This window comes from Flavobacterium sandaracinum (assembly GCF_004349135.1).
GTDB lineage: Bacteria > Bacteroidota > Bacteroidia > Flavobacteriales > Flavobacteriaceae > Flavobacterium > Flavobacterium sandaracinum.
The window spans coordinates 54,660-74,124 of the sequence record NZ_SMFN01000012.1 but is presented as its reverse complement, the minus strand read 5'-3'; the positions used below and the strand labels follow the sequence as shown (position 1 = coordinate 74,124).

Genomic DNA, 19,465 nt, shown 5'->3' with positions numbered 1-19,465 from the left:
TGGTGCTCTTTTTCTATTTTTAATCGAATAGTAGAATCAGTCTTTCAAAAAAAAAATAGTTGGTACGCACAAAAAAATTATATTTACGTACTAATTAATGCTATCAAAATCTTTTATTTATTTTGCAAAACCCTAAAATGTAGCGCTATGAATTTAAAACTTTCTTTTGTTTTTACTGTCTTTTTTGTTTGTGTCTCCATAGCGCAAAACGGAAATCCAAACGATTATTTGTCGACTCAATTCCATAAAGAACGCAGAGCAGCCTTGCGTGCCAAAATGCCTCAGAATAGTGTGGCAGTATTTTTTAGTAATCCTATTCGGAACCGAGCCAATGATGTGGATTTTATCTACCATCAAGATCCAGATTTTTATTATTTAACAGGATACAAAGAACCTAATTCAGTGCTAGTTGTTTTTTCGAATAATCAAACTAATAAAGAAGGAAAGTCATTCACTGAATTGCTCTATGTTCAGGAAAAAAATCCAAGAGCGGAACAATGGACAGGAGTCCGCTTAGGAACGGAGGGCGCTAAAAAAGAGTTGGGTTTTGATAATGCTTTGGATGGAGCAGCGTTTTTAAATTCGGGTATTGATTATGCAAATTTTGATACTGTTTTCTTTAAGGAATTTGAAGATGACACTCGAAATTCGAAAAATGAAAAAGCCGATTTATATAAATTAATTAGTGCTTTTAAATCACAAATTGGCTACAGCGAAAAAGAGAGACCACAAATGGATTTGAATGTGCAAAACGAAATGAACACTAAAAAAAGTGTCACTTCAAAAAAGGCTACAATAAATACCAAATCGATTTTGACCTTTATGGCGAGTCTTCGTGAGAAAAAATCCAAAGAAGAGTTGGTTTTATTGACTAAAGCGGTTCGGATTTCGGCAATGGGACAACGTGAAATCATGAAAGCGATGCATCCTGGAATGTCGGAAACGGAAATACAGGGAGTTCATGAATTTGTATACAAAAAGTACGGCAGTGAGTTTGAGGGTTATCCATCAATCGTGGGCGCAGGAAATAATGGTTGCGTATTGCATTATATTGAAAACAGCAAAATGAAAGTCGAAAATGAGTTGGTTTTAATGGATTTAGGAGCTGAATATCATGGCTACACCGCTGATGTAACCCGAACCATTCCAGCTAATGGAAAATTTTCTACGGAGCAAAAGCTAATTTATGATTTGGTTTATGAAGCGCAAGAAGCTGGTATTGCTGTCGCAAAAGTGGGGAATAGTTTTAATGCGCCGGATGTTGCTGCACGCAAAATAATCAGTGCTGGCTTAGTGAAACTAGGAATTGTTAAAACGGAACAAGAATCTAGAAAATATTTTCCTCACGGAACTTCGCATCACATTGGGTTAGATGTTCACGATCCAGGTTTGTATACTGTTTTTGAAGCAGATATGGTCGTGACCGTAGAGCCTGGAATTTACATTCCAATAGGTAGTGATTGTGATAAAAAATGGTGGGGAATTGCGGTACGAATTGAAGATGATATTTTAATTACAACAAATGGACCGGTAAATTTATCATCGGAAGCACCAAGAAAATCAAATGAAATTGAAGCACTTATGAGTGAAAAAAGTGTTTTAGATACTTTTTCTGTACCAAGTTTAGATTAGTATATTTTACTATTCTTTACAAATAGAACTCCGTTGTCTTATTGATTTGGGAGTTTTTTTAAATCATTTACCAACCAAATCACAATACCAAAACCCAAAATCAAACACATCGGATGCATTTGTATCACAAGAAGTATCGGATGAATCTTCTTTTTCTGGTTTTTCATATTTTCGATACACAACTTCTCCAATTTCAAATTTGATAGGTTTGGAGAAAATGGGACCGTCAAAAGTGAAGGTGTGGAATTCGCCATTTTCACCACAAACATCTACGTTGTCTGGTAAATCATTTATGAAATCCTGATCGATAACGCGACCTACGAAGCTTTTATCCAAATGACGTTCGTTGACACAAACTACAATTGTTTTAAAACCTAAACTTATAAATTCCTGAATGATTTCGTGTGTTGGGATTTTCCAAAGCGGGAAAATGCCTTCGAAACCTATTTCGGCTAATTTATCTTCACGGTATTTACGCAAATCTTCCAGAAAAATATCTCCAAAAATAGAATGGGTGACACCATGATTTTTTAGTTTTACCAATGTTTTTCGCATCACATCTTCGTAGGCTTCCATAGTTGGCATTTCAGGAATTTGCATGATTTCAAGCGGTAATCCAATGCTTTGGGCTTGTTGTTGTAATAATTCAACTCTAACTCCATGCATAGAAACACGTTGATGCTGTTGGTTTACACTGGTTAATAAACAAGAAATTTCAATTTCTGGATTTTGTAGGCTTTTATATAAGGCTAGCGCAGAATCTTTTCCGCTGCTCCAATTAAATAGGGCTTTCTTTTTCAATGTAGTTTACTTATGGATTTCTGGAGGTAAACTTACAAAATTAGCCGGATTAGTTGGGGAAACCTTTGTAACTTTGGAAATCGCATCATTAAATATGCTAGTAATGAAATACCTATTCCTTTTTATTTCCACATTCACTTTTGCCCAACAAACCCAATTTGTCGATTTTAAATCGGTTTTGGGTAGAATTGCAATAAATCCAATTGAAAAAACTGTTTCTGGAGCTGTGGATTATGATTTTAATATTTTGAAACCCATTGATACCATTAAAATTGATGCGCAAAATATGGAATTTTTTGATGTTATGCTGAACGGAAAACCAATTGATTTTCACAACACACAAAAAGAACTACAAATCATATATCGGTTTAAAAAAGGGAAAAATAACCTGACTTTTCAGTATTTGGCAAAGCCAAAGCAAACGATGTATTTCATTGGTTCAGAAGCAAATGATAATGTACAAATTTGGACACAAGGACAAGGGAAATATACGAGTCATTGGTTTCCAAGTTTTGATGACGTGAATGAAAAAGTAGTTTTTAATATGAACATCGTATTTGATAAAGACTATCAGGTAATTTCAAATGGTACGTTGCAATTTAAGTCGGAATTGAATGGACTTTCCGTTTGGAACTATGGTATGCAAAAACCAATGAGTTCTTATTTGTTGATGCTTGCCATTGGGAAATTTGACAAGCAAACTCAAGTATCAAATTCGGGGATTCCATTAGAGATTTATTATGAATCTAATGATAAAGCTAAGTTTGAACCAACCTATCGTGATTCAAAAAGAATGTTTGATTTTTTAGAAAAGGAAATAGGAGTGAAGTATCCTTGGGAAATATACAAACAAGCACCTGTTCGAGATTTTCTATATGCTGGAATGGAAAATACATCAGCAACGCTTTTCAACACGCGTTTTGTTGTCGATTCAACAGGATTTGAAGACAGAAGTTACACCAATGTCAATGCACATGAATTAGCGCACCAATGGTTTGGAAATTTAGTCACTGCCGAAAATAGTAAACACCATTGGTTGCAGGAGGGTTTTGCTACGTATTATGCACTGCTTGCCGAAAAAGAAATCTATGGTGAAGATTATTTCTATTCCAAATTATATGAGTCGGCACAGCAATTAAAATTTGCCTCTCGTACGGACCCGATTCCTGTTTTGAATGCAAAAGCAAGTTCATTGACATTTTATCAAAAAGGTGCTTGGGCTTTATTCATTTTACACGAGGAAATAGGCGATAAGGCGTTTAAAAAAGCGGTCAAAAACTATTTGAAAAAACATGCGTATCAGAGTGTGAATACCAATGATTTTTTTACTGAAATTAAGAAAGTATCAAATTATGATTTGGATAATTTTAGTAAAGTATGGCTTGAAACTACTGTTTTTAATACCCAACAAGCTAATATTTTATTGTTAAAAAACAAATCAATTCAGATCTTGTTTGAGGTAGAAAAATTAAAAAATAAACCGTTGTTAGATAAAAAGGATTTTTTAAAAAAAATAATGGAATCTGACGTTTATTTTTCGGTGAAAGAAGCGATTCTAAATCAATTAAAAAATGAAAAATGGGAAGATAAAGAGAGTCTTTTTATTTTAGCTTTAGAAACTAAAAATCTGCAATTACGTCAAACAATTGCGGGAACATTAAATGAAATTCCTGAAAGCTTCAGAATGGACTATGAAACTTTATTAGAGGACAAATCGTATCAAACACAAGAATTGGCGTTATATAATTTATGGAATAATTTTCCAGAAAAGCGTTTTAAATATTTAGATCAATCCAAAAATTGGGTGGGTTTCAATGATTATAATTTAAGGACTTTGTGGTTGACACTCGCTTTATCAACACCTAATTATACTGTAGAGAAAGAAATATGGGTCAATGAATTAATAGAGTATTCATCTATAAATTACGAGGCGAATACCAGACAAAATGCTTTGGACAAATTGCTTGCTTTCAAAATAATTAATGATATTGTTTTGAAAAATCTTGTAAATGCAACTACACATCACATGTGGCAATTTTCTAAATTTGGAAGAGATACCATTAGAAAGTTATTAAAAAATCCAGAAATGAGATTTGCTTTGGAAAAAATAGTTCCTGACTTAAATGAAGCCGAACAGGTTCAGTTACAGCGTTTGCTAAAAGAATAGCTATGTTTTTTGAAGCTATTTCCTCGCAGTACTGTATTTAATTTAAAGCGGCGCTGCTAAAAATTAAAATAACGGATAGAAAGGATATAAAGAAGTTTACATAGTTTTTAAAATAGTAATGGAGTTCCTCTTTTTAAAGTAAAAGTATTTAATTTAGCAACCAATAGCACCCAGAATCTGATTTATAGCGCAAGAATATCAATTCAAATAAGAAAAATAAGATGGTTATAAAAAAATATATTTTTGCTTTTTTAGTACTATCGACATTTAGTTGTAGTACGCAAAATGACCTGTTAAAAAAGACATTGGCCTCCGATAATCCTAACATAAAAAGGGTGATGGAAAATCCAAAGCAATATGAGCTTCAAATTATCTACACTCAGATTGTAAGAGATAAAAAGGGAGCAATTTCATTTAAGGATTACACGTATCATTTAGACGCTAAAACTTACTTTTATCCAGCGAGCACAGTAAAATTTCCTATTGCAATTTTGGCTTTGGAAAAATTGAATACAATCACTAATACTTCTATTAATACCTCATATACGATAGAAGGGAACACAGATAAAATAAAATTTTCTGAAGAAATTTCAAAAGTTTTTGCTGTGAGCGATAATGCAGCCAGTACAAATTTACTTGAATTCATTGGTTTTGATTTTGTGAACCAAAAGATGAAAGAAAAAGGGCTGTTTCCTTTTCGATTAAGCCACCGTCTTTCAACTCCAGACTCGAGAAACCCTTTAGTAAACTCAACGACAATCTACAAAGACGACCAAACGATCGAAATTTTTCCTTCAAAACTAAATGAAAGTCCCATTCCTTTAGCGCTCTTGGGTATCAAAAAAGGAGTGGGTTATCGGGATATGGAGGATAAATTAGTAAATGCACCTTTCGACTTTTCTAAAAATAATTACTACCCATTAGAAACCTTACACAATACACTAAAACGGATTGTATTTCCTCAAGCTTTCAAAGAAGAAGAACGTTTTAAAATAACAGAGAAAGACAGAGAATTTATACTTTATTCAATGCAAAACCTACCTAAAAATGCAGGCTTTGATCCGATTACCTATTATGATGGTTATTGTAAATTTTTTATGTTTGGAGATACAACGGCAAACATTCCGTCGAATATAAAAATTTACAATAAAGTGGGCACTGCGTATGGCACCATGATTGATTGTGCTTATATTCTTGACCAAGAAAACAAGGTTGAATTTATGTTGTCTGCGACTATTTTAGCAAATAAAGATGGTGTTTTTAACGATGACATTTATGAATATGAAAGTGTAAGTCTTCCTTTCTTAGCTGAATTAGGGCGTCAATTATATGATAAAAGTAGACAATAATCTAGTTTGTCTATTCGTGAATTTATTTTTTGGACAGGTAGGAATATCCCAACTGTGGAAAATAAAAATGCAAGGCAGAATTGATCTCTTCTCCAGAATTATAAAGGTATTGCATTCTTAAAAAGTAGAATGATTTTGAGAATGAGTAACAAATGCTTTAATAAATCTCAATTTGCAGAATGGATTGCTTACCACAATTGTCCCACTTCGTTTTTGATATAAGCCAAAGCTGCATTGCTTGGAGATTGTTTTTCCATTAAATCATTCAATAGAACTTCACGTAACTTATCAGCAGAATCCACACGATCACTCTTGTTTGCAGCACGTATCATTTGGATTGTCGCATTTTTTGCAGTTACAATTATGGTCCAGCATTCATCTGACATGTAAATTTGTTGTGTTGAATTATGTTCAAATTCTTGCTCTATTTGCGCCATTATAAGATTCTCATAATCATTCTTATCTTGGGAAAGAGGAGTAATGCGGATCAATAATTTGGTAAGATTGATGCGTTCTAAATACAAAGCCATGCGTTCGTATGCTTGCAAACGCAGCGGTAAAGCATCTTTCTGAGCTTCCTTTTGTAATAACCAGCGTCTGGTATTTTGCTGATCTTTAAAATAAGAGTCAAATAAAAAATAAGCAACGCTACCGGTTATCAGTGAAGGTATTGTATAAGCTAGAATTTCTATGATTTTTGTTGAGTCCATTTTGATGTAAAAATTTTGAACAAAAATATACTTTTTTGATTAAAAATCAATTTCTATTTAATAGCAATTAATCAAACCGAATAGTATTTTTGTCGCTAGTAACGCTACTTTTTAAAATAAAATACCGTAATGGAGACTTATGTACTTGTTTTACTTTGTTTAGCCGCCTTTGCTGCAGGATTTATTGATGCAATTGTTGGTGGTGGTGGATTGATACAAACTCCTATGGGATTAATTTTGATGCCAAATCTTCCCGTTGCTACAGTTATTGGAACCTTAAAAGTTCCTGCTTTCAGTGGTACTTCCTTTGCAGCGTATCAATATCTAAAAAAGGTGGACATAAACTGGAAATTATTGTCTGTTATGATGCTTTTGGCATTTCCATCAGCATTTTTGGGTTCTACTTTATTGACGTATGTGAGTAATGATTTCATGAAACCATTATTATTAGTAGTGCTATCTTTTTTGGTGATTTATACTTATGCCAAGAAAAATTTTGGTCAACAAATTGAAAAAAATCATTCTCCAAGAACACAAATTTTTAATGCAATTGGTATTAGTTTTATAGTGGGTTTGTATGATGGATTTATAGGTCCTGGAACAGGTAGTTTTCTTGTTGTTGCATTTATCGCTATCATGGGATTTGATTTTTTACACGCTTCCGCAAATGCTAAAATGGTCAATCTTGCCACAAATTTTGGTTCTATTTGTTTGTTTATTTTAAAAGGAAAAATTATTTGGGCAATAGCAATACCTATGGCCGCAAGTAATGCTTTTGGTGGGTGGATGGGTGCAAAATTAGCTATAAATAAAGGAAATAGTTTTATACGAGTGTTCTTTTTGGTGGTAGTAATTGGTACTTTAGTACGTTTTGCCTACGATGTATTTTTTAAATAATAAATTCAGAATCTCTTATTATAATTAGTAGTAAAATGAATTCGCGGATTGTTCTTTTTTGGTACTTAAACCTCATTCAAAATCGCTATTTTTGCATAATATAATTTAAAAATTTCCATGCATAAATATATCGATCAACTTAACGAAGCACAACGCGAACCCGTTTTACAAAAAGACGGTCCTATGATAATTATTGCAGGAGCAGGTTCAGGCAAAACGCGGGTGTTGACTATAAGAATTGCTTATTTGATGCATCAAGGAATCGATGCATTCAGTATATTGTCCCTGACTTTTACCAACAAAGCAGCCCGAGAAATGAAAAAGCGGATCTCTGACATTGTAGGTGCGGGTGAGGCTAAAAACCTTTGGATGGGAACTTTTCACTCTGTTTTTGCACGAATTCTACGTTCCGAAGCAGACCATTTAGGGTATCCTTCCAACTTTACCATATACGATTCTCAGGATTCACTGCGCGCCATCTCTGGAATTATCAAAGAGATGCAATTGGATAGAGATGTGTATAAACCCAAACAGGTTTTAAGTAGGATTTCTAACTTCAAGAATAGTTTGATTACGGTAAAAGCCTACTTTAATGATCCGGATTTACAAGAAGCGGATGCGATGTCTAAAAAACCTCGAATGGGAGAAATTTATCAAAATTATGTCGACCGATGTTTCAAAGCAGGAGCCATGGATTTTGATGATTTGTTATTGAAAACAAATGAACTACTCACTCGTTTTCCTGAAGTTCTAGCTAAATATCAAAACCGTTTCCGTTATATTTTGGTGGATGAGTACCAAGATACGAATCACTCACAATATTTAATTGTCAGAGCTTTATCGGATAAATTTCAAAATATTTGTGTGGTGGGTGATGACGCGCAAAGTATTTATGCTTTTCGTGGAGCCAATATTAATAATATTTTGAACTTCCAGAAAGATTATGAAGGTGTAAAAACCTTTCGATTGGAACAGAATTACCGTTCCACAAAAAATATTGTGGAAGCAGCAAACACCATTATTGATAAAAATAAAGTTAAACTCGATAAAATCGTTTGGACAGCTAATGATTTGGGTCCAAAGATAAAAGTACATCGCAGTTTAACGGACAATGAAGAAGGCCGTTTTGTGGCGAGTACCATTTGGGAACAAAAAATGCAAAATCAGTTGCCTAATGGCGCTTTTGCTATTTTGTACCGTACCAATGCACAATCCCGTGCTATGGAAGATGCTTTGAGAAAAAGAGATATTCCGTACCGAATTTATGGAGGACTTTCCTTTTATCAAAGAAAAGAAGTGAAGGATGTTTTGTGTTATCTTCGATTGGTTATTAATCCAAAAGATGAGGAAGCTTTGGTGCGGGTAATTAATTATCCGGCACGTGGAATTGGGAATACTACTATCGAAAAATTAACCATTGCCGCCAATCATTACAAACGTTCCATTTTTGAAGTAATGCAAAATATAGAACGTATTGATTTAAAATTGAATTCTGGAACCAAGCAAAAACTACTAGATTTTGTAACGATGATTCAAAGTTTTCAGGCTATAAATGAGAATCAGGATGCGTTTTATCTGGCTGATCATGTTGCTAAAAAAACGGGATTGATACAAGAATTAAAGAAAGATGCAACTCCGGAAGGAATGGCTAAAATTCAGAATATTGAGGAGTTATTAAACGGGATAAAAGATTTCACCGATGGCCAAAAAGAAATAGATGGTGCTCGTGGCGCTTTGTCTGAATTTATGGAAGATGTAGCTCTAGCAACAGATCTAGATAAGGATACTAGCGATGAAGATCGTGTGGCGTTAATGACTATTCACTTGGCAAAAGGATTAGAGTTTCCTCATGTTTTTGTCGTTGGAATGGAAGAGGATTTGTTTCCAAGTGCCATGAGTATGAGTACCAGAAGTGAACTTGAGGAAGAACGGCGTTTGTTCTATGTGGCTTTGACCCGCGCGGAACATCAGGCATATTTGACCTATGCACAATCACGATACCGTTGGGGAAAGTTGACCGACAGTGAACCTTCTCGTTTTATCGAGGAAATCGATAGTCAATATCTAGAATATATGACGCCTCCTGAAAACAATTACCGCTATAAACCGATGATTGATAGTGATATTTTTGGTGAAGTAGATAAATCTAAATTGCGTCTGGCAAAACCAATAGGAGGAATACCACCTAAATACAACACGGATACTGAACCTAAATCAGATATAAATATTCGAAAATTAAAGCCGGTTTCCAATAATTTGGCTTCAGGAACGGCAAATTTATTTGATAATAAACTGGCAGCAGGAAATATTGTCATGCACGAACGCTTTGGAAAAGGAGAAGTTGTAAATCTGGAAGGGATAGGCGCGGATAAAAAAGCTGAAATCAAATTTGATGTAGGCGGTATAAAAAAATTACTATTGCGATTTGCAAAACTAGATATTATTGGATAAAAACGTGTTTTAGAGTTCAAGTTTAGGTTTCTATCATGAATTCATTAAACTGCAAACCCTTAATTTTAAACTAAATAAAATGGCTCAATTTATAAAAATATACCCTGATAAACCCAACGAAGCGGCAATTGCCAAAGTAGTTAAGGTTTTACAAGATGGAGGATTGGTGATTTACCCTACAGATACCGTTTACGGATTGGGTTGTGATATTACGAATACCAAAGCTTTGGAACGCATTGCAAAGATAAAAGGAGTAAAGCTCGATAAAGCAAATTTCTCTTTTATTTGTCATGACTTGAGCAATATTTCAGATTATGTGAGACAAATTGACACAGCTACTTTTAAAATCTTAAAAAGAGCTTTACCAGGACCATATACCTTTATTTTACCGGGAAATAATAACTTACCTAAGGAATTCAAAAAGAAAACCACGGTGGGAATCAGGGTTCCTGATAATGCGATTGCATTAGAGATTGTAAAGTTTCTTGGGAATCCTATTGTTTCTACCTCAATTCATGATGATGATGATGTGATAGAATACACCACTGATCCAGAACTGATTTTCGAAAAATGGCAAAACTTGGTTGACCTAGTTATCGATGGTGGTTATGGTGATAATGTAGGTTCTACTATTATTGATTTATCGGGTGACGAACCAATAGTAGTAAGAGAAGGAAAAGGAAGTTTAGATATTTTATAAAATATAATTTTTTGGCAAAATATTTGCTTCTATCGTATAAATTTTTATATTTACCTACAATTTAAGTGATATCGATTATAAATTATAAGCATGTTATTCTTAATTATATTTAATTGGTTGTTAAAGAAAAATTGAGGATACATATAGGCAGGTCTTTTGACCTGCTTTTTTTGTTTTTATACAAGTCAATTTTTAACAATTTTTTATTTTTTTAAAAAAAAATTAGCACAAAAAAACGCCTCAATTTTGAGGCGTTTACTTTTGAATAAAAAGACAAACTTATGGTCTTTGTTTTTTCATTTCTTTTTCAATCATTTCGTAAAATTGATCAATTTTTGGTAAAACTACAATACGAGTTCTTCTGTTGCGAGATCTGTTTTCAGCAGAATCATTGGAAACTAATGGAATGTAAGAACTTCTTCCTGCAGCAATTAATTGCTCTGGTTTAACACCCAGTTGATTTGTTAAAACACGGATAATAGAAGTAGAACGTTTCACGCTTAAATCCCAATTGTCTAACAATACACCTGTTCCATTATAAGGAACATTGTCCGTATGACCTTCAACCATACATTCAAAATCAGGTTTGTCATTAACAACTTTGGCAACTTTAGCCAAAACCATTTTAGCTCTATCTGTTACTTCGTAACTTCCGCTTTTAAATAATAATTTATCAGCAATAGAGATAAAAACAACTCCTTTTTCAACATTTATTTCGATATCCGGATCGGATATTCCTACTGAGCTTTTCAGACTCGTCACTAATGCTAATGTTACACTGTCTTTTTTAGTTAATGCATCTTGCATTCTGCTTATTTTCAAATCTTTCTCCTTGATAGATTCTAAAGCTTTTTCAATATTTTGAGCACCCTTAGTTGACAATACAGTCATGTCTTTGGAAACACTAATTAAACCTTGATTTTGTTCTTTTAAAGTAGCGGCGGTTGCTGCAAGACCTGCTTTTTCTTCTAAGCAAGAATTTAATTTTACAGTCGCAGTATTTAGTAAATCTTGTGTTTCTTTGTTTCTAGCTTCTAAGTCAGTGTATTTCTTTTTAGAAACACAAGAAGTTAAAAGGGCCATTACTGATAAGGCAATTACGATTTTTTTCATAAATTATTGAAATTTAGATTATATTGTTGAGGACAAATTTAGCCTTTTAAATTTTATTTAATTCTAAATAAATCGTTAAAAACTATAATTTTTCTAATAAAATAGCTGTAAACGATGCTTTTTACATTATAGTATTCTAGATCTTGAAATTTATTTCTTCTTTTATAATAAGTCACAAAAAGATTATAAAAGGAACAGTGAGCCTTAAATACGGCCCAAAAATGTCTGGGTTTTCCTTGTGTTAAAAATTGAATTCCTGCAATTCCATCCAAAAGCATTCGCCCCAAAAGAATTTTAAACAATTGATCTTTCGGAAGATTTTTAGTCAACATCAATAAGGAGTTTCTAAAATTTAAAAAAGTCTTTTTTGGATTGCCCTGTTGTAATGTTGCTCCTCCTACATGATAAACAACGGATTCTGAAATATATTTAATTTTATATCCTTTATTAAAGGCACGCCAGCACAAATCAATTTCTTCTTGATGCGCAAAAAATTCTCCATCAAAACCCTTCAGGTCTTTATATACTTGGCTTCTAATAAAAAAACAAGCTCCTGAAGCCCAAAATATCTCACAATGATCATCATACTGCCCGTTATCTTTCTCTAAGGTGTCAAAAATACGGCCACGGCAATAAGGATAGCCATATTGATCTATAAATCCTCCAGCAGCTCCAGCATATTCAAAATATTCTTTACGTTTAAAATCCAATATTTTAGGCTGAATGATTGCAGTATTTGGTTCACTTACAAACGTTTTAATAATGGGTTGCAACCAATTCTCGGTTACTTCAATATCAGAGTTGACTAAGGCATATATTTCCGCGTCGATGTATTTTAAAGCTTGATTGTAGCCATCAGCAAATCCTAAATTACTATCATTTTTTACTATTTGTACCGAAGGGAAAAATGCCTTGACAAAGGAAATTGAATCATCTGTCGATGCATTATCAGCGACATAAATTGTGGCTTCATCCGAATATTTCAGTAGGGAAGGCAAAAATTTTTCTAACAATAAAATTCCATTCCAATTTAGTATTACAACAGCTATTTTCATCTTTTAATTTTGATTACCGGATTTTATAAATTGGTAATTCGGTAAGAAATTGATATTTTTCGTTTTCGAAATCCATTTGGCAAAAGTAATGATTCAATCCGTTAGTCACCATCAAATATTGGGCTTTCATTGTCATATTATAGCGCGCAATTTGGTCGAAAGTCGCTTGCGCAATTTTAATTTCGGGTGCTTTACATTCGATTAAAATAAAAATAGACCCATCAGAATTAAAAACGACGACATCGTATCTTTTGCGTAAGCCATTCACTTTTAAAACTTTCTCTACATTAATTAATGATTTAGGATATTTTTTTTCTTCTAATAAAAACTGAACTACGTGCTGGCGAACCCATTCTTCGGGTGTAAGAATGATAAATTTTTTCCTGATTTCATCAAAAATAGAGACTTTATTTTCGCTATTTTTGAAACGAAAATGATAAGTAGAAAAATTTAATTGCTGCATGAAGCAAAAATAGTTATTTAGTTGAAAGTTTCAAGTTTAAAGTTTCATCCGATTCGACAAACTTTAAACGGAAAACTTCACATAAAATATAAAAATGGACGAAGTACTAAAAATTGTAAATGATATAAAAGGGGGCAACATTAAACCGCTTTATTTTTTGATGGGTGAAGAGCCATATTACATCGATAAATTATCAGACTATATTGAAGGGAAAGTGCTTACGGAAGAGGAAAAAGGATTCAATCAAACGGTTTTGTACGGCAGAGATGTTACAATCGAAGATATTATTTCTACAGCCAAACGGTATCCAATGATGGCAGAACGGCAGGTTGTAATTGTTAAGGAAGCACAGGATCTAATTCGTACTATTGACAAACTCGAAAGCTATGCTGAAAACCCAATGGCGACAACGGTTTTGGTTTTTTGTTATAAATACAAGACGTTGGACAAGCGAAAAAAACTGACCAAACTATTGGCTAAATCAGGCGTGCTGTATGAAAGCAAAAAATTATATGAAAATCAAGTTGGGGACTGGATTAAACGCGTCCTCGCTGGTAAAAAATATGCTATTGAACCCAAAGCTACAGCGATGTTAGTAGAATTCTTGGGAACAGACTTGAGCAAAATAAATAATGAACTCGAAAAATTACAAATTATTTTGCCAGTTGGAAGTACGATAAGTCCAAAGGATATTGAGGAAAATATAGGATTCAGTAAAGATTTCAATGTATTTGAATTGCGAAAAGCACTTGGTGAACGCAACCAATTAAAAGCCTATACCATTGCTGAAAATTTTGCCCAGAATCCAAAAGATAATCCAATGGTGGTGACGACTAGTTTAGTTTTTGGTTTTTTTATCCAATTGCTGAAGTATCACGGTTTGAAGGACAGAAATCCAAAAAAAGTAGCAGCGGTAATAGGCGTAAATCCATTCTTTTTAAAAGAATATGATGTGGCTTTGAAGAATTATCCGATGAAAAAAGTGAGTCAAATTGTAACAGCTCTGCGTGAAATTGATGTCAAAAGTAAAGGTGTTGGTGCCAATGCTTTGTCGCAATCCGACTTATTAAGAGAAATGCTTTATAAAATATTTAATTAAAGGGTAAAAAATCCCGATATTTGCAAACCCTTTATGAGGTTTCAGAATGGGAATTAAAAACGAAATTCCATAAATATGGCAATGAATAAAAATACGATCCTAGGTTGGGCCACGCTTATAATGATTATCATGGGTTTATTACTTATTGGCTTAGGTGCTTTTAGGTACGATGACGTTGCAGGTTGGGGCTTTGCTGCCGTAGGAGTTGGTTTTTTAGCTAACGCATGGGTTTTCAGTTCGCTCAAGGGCAGACTATAATAGTTATTTCAAATGTTGAATTTTAAATTTTAAATTTTAAATTAAAAAAAATGGCAGACGATAAAAAAGTAATCTTCTCAATGTCCAAATTGAGTAAAACTTATCAAGGAGCAGATAAACCAGTACTTAAAAATATTTATTTGAGTTTCTTTTATGGAGCTAAAATTGGTATTTTGGGTTTAAATGGATCTGGAAAGTCTTCTTTGTTAAAGATAATTGCAGGTGTTGATAAAAATTATCAAGGTGATGTAGTTTTTGCACCAGGATATACCGTAGGCTATTTAGAACAAGAGCCTATTTTAGATGATAGCAAAACGGTGATTGAAATTGTAAGAGAAGGAGTGGCTGAGACAATGGCTGTTTTAGACGAATTCAATAAAATTAATGATAGTTTTGGCTTGCCGGAAGTCTATGAAAATGCAGACAAAATGGAGCAGTTGATGGACCGTCAAGCGCTTTTACAAGATAAAATTGATGCATTAGGTGCATGGGAAATTGACACTAAATTAGAAATCGCCATGGATGCCTTGCGTACTCCTGAAGGTGATACTCCAATTAAGAATTTATCTGGAGGAGAACGTCGTCGTGTAGCTTTATGTCGTTTGTTATTGCAACAACCGGATGTTTTGCTTCTAGATGAACCTACCAATCACTTGGATGCGGAAAGTGTACTTTGGTTAGAACAACATTTAGCACAATATGCCGGAACTGTAATTGCAGTAACACACGATAGGTATTTCTTGGACAATGTGGCTGGTTGGATTTTAGAACTAGATAGAGGAGAAGGAATTCCTTGGAAAGGGAATTATTCTTCTTGGTTGGACCAAAAATCAAGCCGTATGGCATTAGAAGAAAAAACAGCTTCCAAACGTAGAAAAAATTTAGAACGTGAGTTGGATTGGGTTCGTCAAGGTGCCAAAGGTCGTCAGACGAAGCAAAAAGCGCGTTTACAGAACTACGATAAATTATTGAATGAAGACCAAAAACAATTGGATGAAAATTTAGAAATTTACATTCCAAATGGTCCACGTTTAGGAACAAATGTAATTGAGGCTAAGAATGTGTCTAAAGCATTTGGGGAAAAATTACTTTATGATAATTTAAACTTTACATTACCACAAGCAGGAATTGTTGGGATTATTGGGCCAAATGGTGCGGGTAAATCAACTATTTTCAAAATGATAATGGGTGAAGAGAAGCCAGATTCAGGTGAGTTCTTAATTGGGGATACTGTAAAGATTGCTTATGTTGATCAAGCACATTCAAATATTAATCCTGAAAAATCAATTTGGGAAAACTTCGCTGACGGTCAAGAATTGATTATGATGGGTGGAAAGCAAGTGAATTCAAGAGCTTATTTATCAAGATTTAATTTTGGTGGTGGAGAGCAAAACAAGAAAGTTTCGATGCTTTCAGGTGGAGAAAGAAACCGTTTACATCTTGCCATGACATTAAAAGAGGAAGGAAACGTTTTGTTACTGGATGAGCCAACGAATGATTTGGATATCAATACGCTTCGTGCTTTGGAAGAAGGTTTAGAAAATTTTGCAGGTTGCGCAGTAGTAATTTCTCACGATAGATGGTTTTTAGACAGAATTTGTACGCACATTCTAGCTTTTGAAGGTAACTCTGAAGTGTATTATTTTGAGGGTGGTTTCTCTGAATATGAGGAAAATAAAAAGAAACGTTTAGGTGGGGATTTAACTCCAAAACGATTGAAATATAGAAAACTAATTAGAAGTTAATTTCTTCTGTTTAGCGTAATAATAGCAAGAGGATGTCCAAAATTGGTCATCCTCTTTTTTTTGCTATTTTTTTATTTTTTTATCAGAATTCATCATAATAAAAACGGCAGAAACGATTCCAATGATTACTAAACCGAATACGACAACCATTATAAAAGTTCCGTTATCCCAAGAAAAAAGTGTAGTGTCTTTCATGATTTATTTATTTTAAGTTGGGCCAAATATAGTATTGATAATAAGTAAAAGTCATGATAAATATCATGCTTGGTCGTTTATTCTAAAAATTTGGCTTGCAACTCCTTGGTGGGAATCATGCAGTGGTCCTTTTTACCATACCATTTGTAGCGGTTTTTTGCAATGTAATCATAAATATAGTTGCTAAATGATACCGGTACTATAGAAAATAGGTTGGCAAAATAAAATATTCCACCTAAATTTTTAGCAATTTCCAGTGCAGCTTCCGACTTATAATAATAGGCAAAATCGGGCTGATACAAAATAATACTATCTGTTTTATGTGTGTCAATTCCTAAATGTGTAATAATTTCTTGTCCTAAATCAGATTGCAAGGATACAAATCTAAAAATGTCTTTTTGGTCATGCTTAATTATAAATTGCACCGCTGAATCACACAAATTGCATAGGCCATCAAACAGGATTATTTTTTTATGTTTAGGTAATTTATCCATATATTTTTAAATTGAAGTATACAAGGAATTGGATTTCTATTCTAATTACTCCTATCATAACTCCTGTTAGTGCGATTGATTCGTTCCTAGGGTGTCTTATTTACTTTTACCAGCCTCAACAAACTCCAGTGCTTCAAGACTTACTTTTGAAGTGAATACGCCATAGTTTACCGTTGCTTTATTTTTTTCTATCGCATCAAGGGTTCCCACTGCTTTACCATCAAACATGCGCACGCGATCACCTACTTTTAGAATGTGTTTAGGTTTTTCAACCACTACTTTTAGTTTCTTTTCCTTCTTTTCTTTTCTAATTTCTTCAACTTGAATAGTCACTTCTTGAATGACTTCTTTCTTCTTTTCTATTAATGCTTTGCTCTCTTTAGTTGAAGCTTTTTTGCGTTTTGAATTTTCTATTTCAATTATTTTTAAAAATTCGCCAAGTAATTCCTTCTTGTTCTTATTGTTGAAATATTTCTCCGCAATATCTTCTATTTTAGTACCTATATAAATCGTTTTCTGATTACTATCATACAATTCCTGATAGCTTTCCAGTTTTTGTTTTATTTTTACATTGATAGTTTCCATTTTTTTACCTTCTTCGCGCGCTTTAGTTTCTTCCTCTTTTAGCGTCTGAGAAGTTTTCTCCATTTTTGAACGTTCTTTCTGAAGCGTGGCAATAGTTTTGTCAAAACGTACTTTTCCAACTTCAATTTTCTTTTTGGCTCGATTGATTAAGCTGAAAGGAATTCCGTTTTTCAAAGCCACTTCAAACGTAAAGGAACTTCCAGCTTGTCCCAAAGCTAATTTATACATGGGTTCCAATGATTTTTCATCAAAAAGCATGTTGGCATTGGTGGCAAAAGGCAATTCGTTAGCCAGAATTTTTAGGTTTGAATAATGCGTTGTAATAATACCAAAAGCTTCTCGATGGTAGAATTCTTCCAAGAAAATTTCGGCTAAAGCACCTCCTAATTCAGGATCTGAACCCGTACCAAATTCATCAATAAGGAACATGGTTTTCCTATTGCACTTCTTTAAAAAGTAGTTCATGTTTTTTAATCGGTAACTGTATGTACTTAGATGATTTTCAATAGATTGATTGTCTCCAATATCTGTTAATATTCGATCAAAAAGAAACGTTTCACTGCGTTCGTGTACGGGAATTAGCATTCCAGATTGCAGCATTAATTGCAGCAGTCCTACGGTTTTTAACGAAATGGTTTTTCCACCGGCATTAGGACCTGAAATAACAATGATTCTGTTTTCTTGCCCTAGTTCAATAGTTTGCGGATGTGTAATTTCATTTTTCTGTTTGTTGTTCAGATACAGAATAGGATGGTAGGCCTCTCTAAAATAAAGGCGGCGTTCCTCTGTAATTGTTGGTAAAATTCCATTGATTTTATTCGCATATTTTGCTTTGGCAGCAATTACATCAATATCACTAAGAAAATCTTGGTATTTGATCAACAACGGTAAAAAAGGACGAATATAATTCGATAACTGTTTTAAGATTCGGGTGATTTCTTCTTTTTCTTCGTATTCTAAATTACTCAATTCTCGGGAATATTGTAAAGTAGCTTCCGGCTCAATATAGGCAATACTTCCTGTCTTGGAACTGCCCAAAATAGATCCTTTGACCTTACGGCGATACATCGCTAAAACTGCTAAAACGCGTCTGTTTTGAACAAAACTTTCTTTGATATCGTCTAAATATCCTAAAGCATTGTATTGGGTCAATGCTGTGCCAAAACTTTGATTGACTTTTCCGCGAACAGCATTCATACTGCGACGGATGTTCAATAAATCCGGTGATGCATTGTCTTTAATTTCGCCATATTTATCGACTACTTCGTCCACCATCGTGATGATTTCTTTGGTCAGTTCGACTTGGTTTGCTCTTGCGTTTATGTTTGGATAATAATCCTCGAATTTTCTCAAAAAACTCAACAGGAAATTTACTGTTGAAGAAATGGTAGCGATTTTTCTAAAACTGCCCACTTCCAAGAAACTGTCTTCAATGGCCAGAAACTTTATTTCATGCGTGATAGCATCAAAACCATGATTGGGAATCGCATTGTTATTTTGGAAAGACGAAACATATTCTGAAGTTTGCATTAATGCTTGCATCAATGTTTCCTTGTCTTTAAAAGGAGTGATTTCTAATGCTTTTTGTTTTCCAATGTCAGTATTACAAATGGTCGAAATGGTTTCGAGTACCGTTGGGAATTGTAAATCTTGTAATGTTTTTTCGGTGATGGATATCATTTATCGTATTATTCTTTTCAACACAAAAATAGCTAATAGTTAAGACTATTTAACAGACTTTCACAAAGAAT

Annotated in this window: 17 protein-coding genes; 9 read left to right on the top strand and 8 right to left on the bottom strand. The window is 33.7% G+C overall.

The window, feature by feature from the left end; genetic code table 11:
* Positions 1 to 147: 147 nt before the first annotated feature.
* Positions 148 to 1,632, top strand: coding sequence for an aminopeptidase P N-terminal domain-containing protein (locus tag E0F91_RS11130; protein WP_132066612.1), 1,485 nt, complete (start codon positions 148 to 150; stop codon positions 1,630 to 1,632).
* A gap of 63 nt (positions 1,633 to 1,695) precedes the next feature.
* Here the strand turns inward: E0F91_RS11130 and E0F91_RS11125 are convergent, their stop codons facing one another.
* Positions 1,696 to 2,433 carry a Dph6-related ATP pyrophosphatase gene (locus E0F91_RS11125; protein WP_132066611.1) on the bottom strand — a complete coding sequence of 246 codons (738 nt, stop codon included), beginning with the start codon at positions 2,431 to 2,433 and terminating at the stop codon, positions 1,696 to 1,698.
* A 103-nt stretch (positions 2,434 to 2,536) separates the two neighbouring features.
* Here E0F91_RS11125 and E0F91_RS11120 point away from each other — a divergent pair, with 103 nt between their 5' ends.
* Both E0F91_RS11120 and E0F91_RS11115 read left to right on the top strand, forming a co-directional pair.
* Complete coding sequence (locus tag E0F91_RS11120) at positions 2,537 to 4,600, top strand: M1 family metallopeptidase (protein ID WP_132066610.1); 2,064 nt, start codon at positions 2,537 to 2,539, stop codon at positions 4,598 to 4,600.
* Between the two features lie 221 nt (positions 4,601 to 4,821).
* Positions 4,822 to 5,949, top strand: coding sequence for a serine hydrolase (locus E0F91_RS11115; RefSeq protein ID WP_132066609.1), 1,128 nt, complete (start codon positions 4,822 to 4,824; stop codon positions 5,947 to 5,949).
* A gap of 188 nt (positions 5,950 to 6,137) precedes the next feature.
* Here the strand turns inward: E0F91_RS11115 and E0F91_RS11110 are convergent, their stop codons facing one another.
* On the bottom strand, positions 6,138 to 6,659 hold the full coding sequence (locus E0F91_RS11110) for a DUF7935 family protein (RefSeq protein ID WP_132066608.1): 522 nt from the start codon (positions 6,657 to 6,659) through the stop codon (positions 6,138 to 6,140).
* Between the two features lie 129 nt (positions 6,660 to 6,788).
* On the opposite strand from E0F91_RS11110, the gene E0F91_RS11105 reads away from it, so the two are divergent.
* From E0F91_RS11105 to E0F91_RS11095, 3 genes are all read left to right on the top strand, one after another.
* The gene (locus tag E0F91_RS11105) at positions 6,789 to 7,556 is read left to right on the top strand and encodes a sulfite exporter TauE/SafE family protein (protein WP_132066607.1); all 768 of its coding nucleotides are present in this window, start codon (positions 6,789 to 6,791) and stop codon (positions 7,554 to 7,556) included.
* 117 nt (positions 7,557 to 7,673) lie between these two features.
* Complete coding sequence (locus E0F91_RS11100) at positions 7,674 to 10,007, top strand: ATP-dependent helicase (RefSeq protein WP_132066606.1); 2,334 nt, start codon at positions 7,674 to 7,676, stop codon at positions 10,005 to 10,007.
* A 79-nt stretch (positions 10,008 to 10,086) separates the two neighbouring features.
* On the top strand, positions 10,087 to 10,707 hold the full coding sequence (locus E0F91_RS11095) for an L-threonylcarbamoyladenylate synthase (RefSeq protein WP_132066605.1): 621 nt from the start codon (positions 10,087 to 10,089) through the stop codon (positions 10,705 to 10,707).
* Between the two features lie 279 nt (positions 10,708 to 10,986).
* Here E0F91_RS11095 and E0F91_RS11090 read toward each other — a convergent pair whose 3' ends face one another.
* From E0F91_RS11090 to E0F91_RS11080, 3 genes are read right to left on the bottom strand one after another with little or no spacing between them, the layout of a single operon-like run.
* The gene (locus E0F91_RS11090; protein WP_132066604.1) at positions 10,987 to 11,820 is read right to left on the bottom strand and encodes an OmpA/MotB family protein; all 834 of its coding nucleotides are present in this window, start codon (positions 11,818 to 11,820) and stop codon (positions 10,987 to 10,989) included.
* Between the two features lie 53 nt (positions 11,821 to 11,873).
* Positions 11,874 to 12,875: a glycosyltransferase family 2 protein gene (locus E0F91_RS11085; protein WP_132066603.1), complete on the bottom strand. Its 1,002-nt coding sequence runs from the start codon at positions 12,873 to 12,875 to the stop codon at positions 11,874 to 11,876.
* A 13-nt stretch (positions 12,876 to 12,888) separates the two neighbouring features.
* Positions 12,889 to 13,338 carry a type I restriction enzyme HsdR N-terminal domain-containing protein gene (locus E0F91_RS11080; protein WP_132066602.1) on the bottom strand — a complete coding sequence of 150 codons (450 nt, stop codon included), beginning with the start codon at positions 13,336 to 13,338 and terminating at the stop codon, positions 12,889 to 12,891.
* Between the two features lie 94 nt (positions 13,339 to 13,432).
* On the opposite strand from E0F91_RS11080, the gene holA reads away from it, so the two are divergent.
* The 3 genes from holA to ettA all read left to right on the top strand — a co-directional run bounded on the left by holA (position 13,433) and on the right by ettA (position 16,440).
* Complete coding sequence (gene holA / locus E0F91_RS11075) at positions 13,433 to 14,437, top strand: DNA polymerase III subunit delta (protein WP_132066601.1); 1,005 nt, start codon at positions 13,433 to 13,435, stop codon at positions 14,435 to 14,437.
* Positions 14,438 to 14,512: 75 nt separating this feature from the next.
* Positions 14,513 to 14,695 (top strand): CAL67264 family membrane protein, encoded by a 183-nt coding sequence (locus E0F91_RS11070; RefSeq protein ID WP_073353166.1) that lies wholly within the window; start codon positions 14,513 to 14,515, stop codon positions 14,693 to 14,695.
* Positions 14,696 to 14,745: 50 nt separating this feature from the next.
* Entirely contained in the window at positions 14,746 to 16,440 is a 1,695-nt protein-coding gene (ettA, locus tag E0F91_RS11065) for an energy-dependent translational throttle protein EttA (protein WP_073353164.1), read from the top strand.
* A gap of 63 nt (positions 16,441 to 16,503) precedes the next feature.
* Here the strand turns inward: ettA and E0F91_RS18100 are convergent, their stop codons facing one another.
* From E0F91_RS18100 to E0F91_RS11055, 3 genes are all read right to left on the bottom strand, one after another.
* A complete protein-coding gene (locus tag E0F91_RS18100) occupies positions 16,504 to 16,635 on the bottom strand; it encodes a hypothetical protein (RefSeq protein WP_279432788.1) in 132 nt (43 codons plus the stop codon).
* Positions 16,636 to 16,712: 77 nt separating this feature from the next.
* Positions 16,713 to 17,129 carry a thiol-disulfide oxidoreductase DCC family protein gene (locus E0F91_RS11060; protein ID WP_132066600.1) on the bottom strand — a complete coding sequence of 139 codons (417 nt, stop codon included), beginning with the start codon at positions 17,127 to 17,129 and terminating at the stop codon, positions 16,713 to 16,715.
* Positions 17,130 to 17,225: 96 nt separating this feature from the next.
* Complete coding sequence (locus tag E0F91_RS11055) at positions 17,226 to 19,394, bottom strand: endonuclease MutS2 (protein WP_132066599.1); 2,169 nt, start codon at positions 19,392 to 19,394, stop codon at positions 17,226 to 17,228.
* Positions 19,395 to 19,465 lie beyond the last annotated feature (71 nt).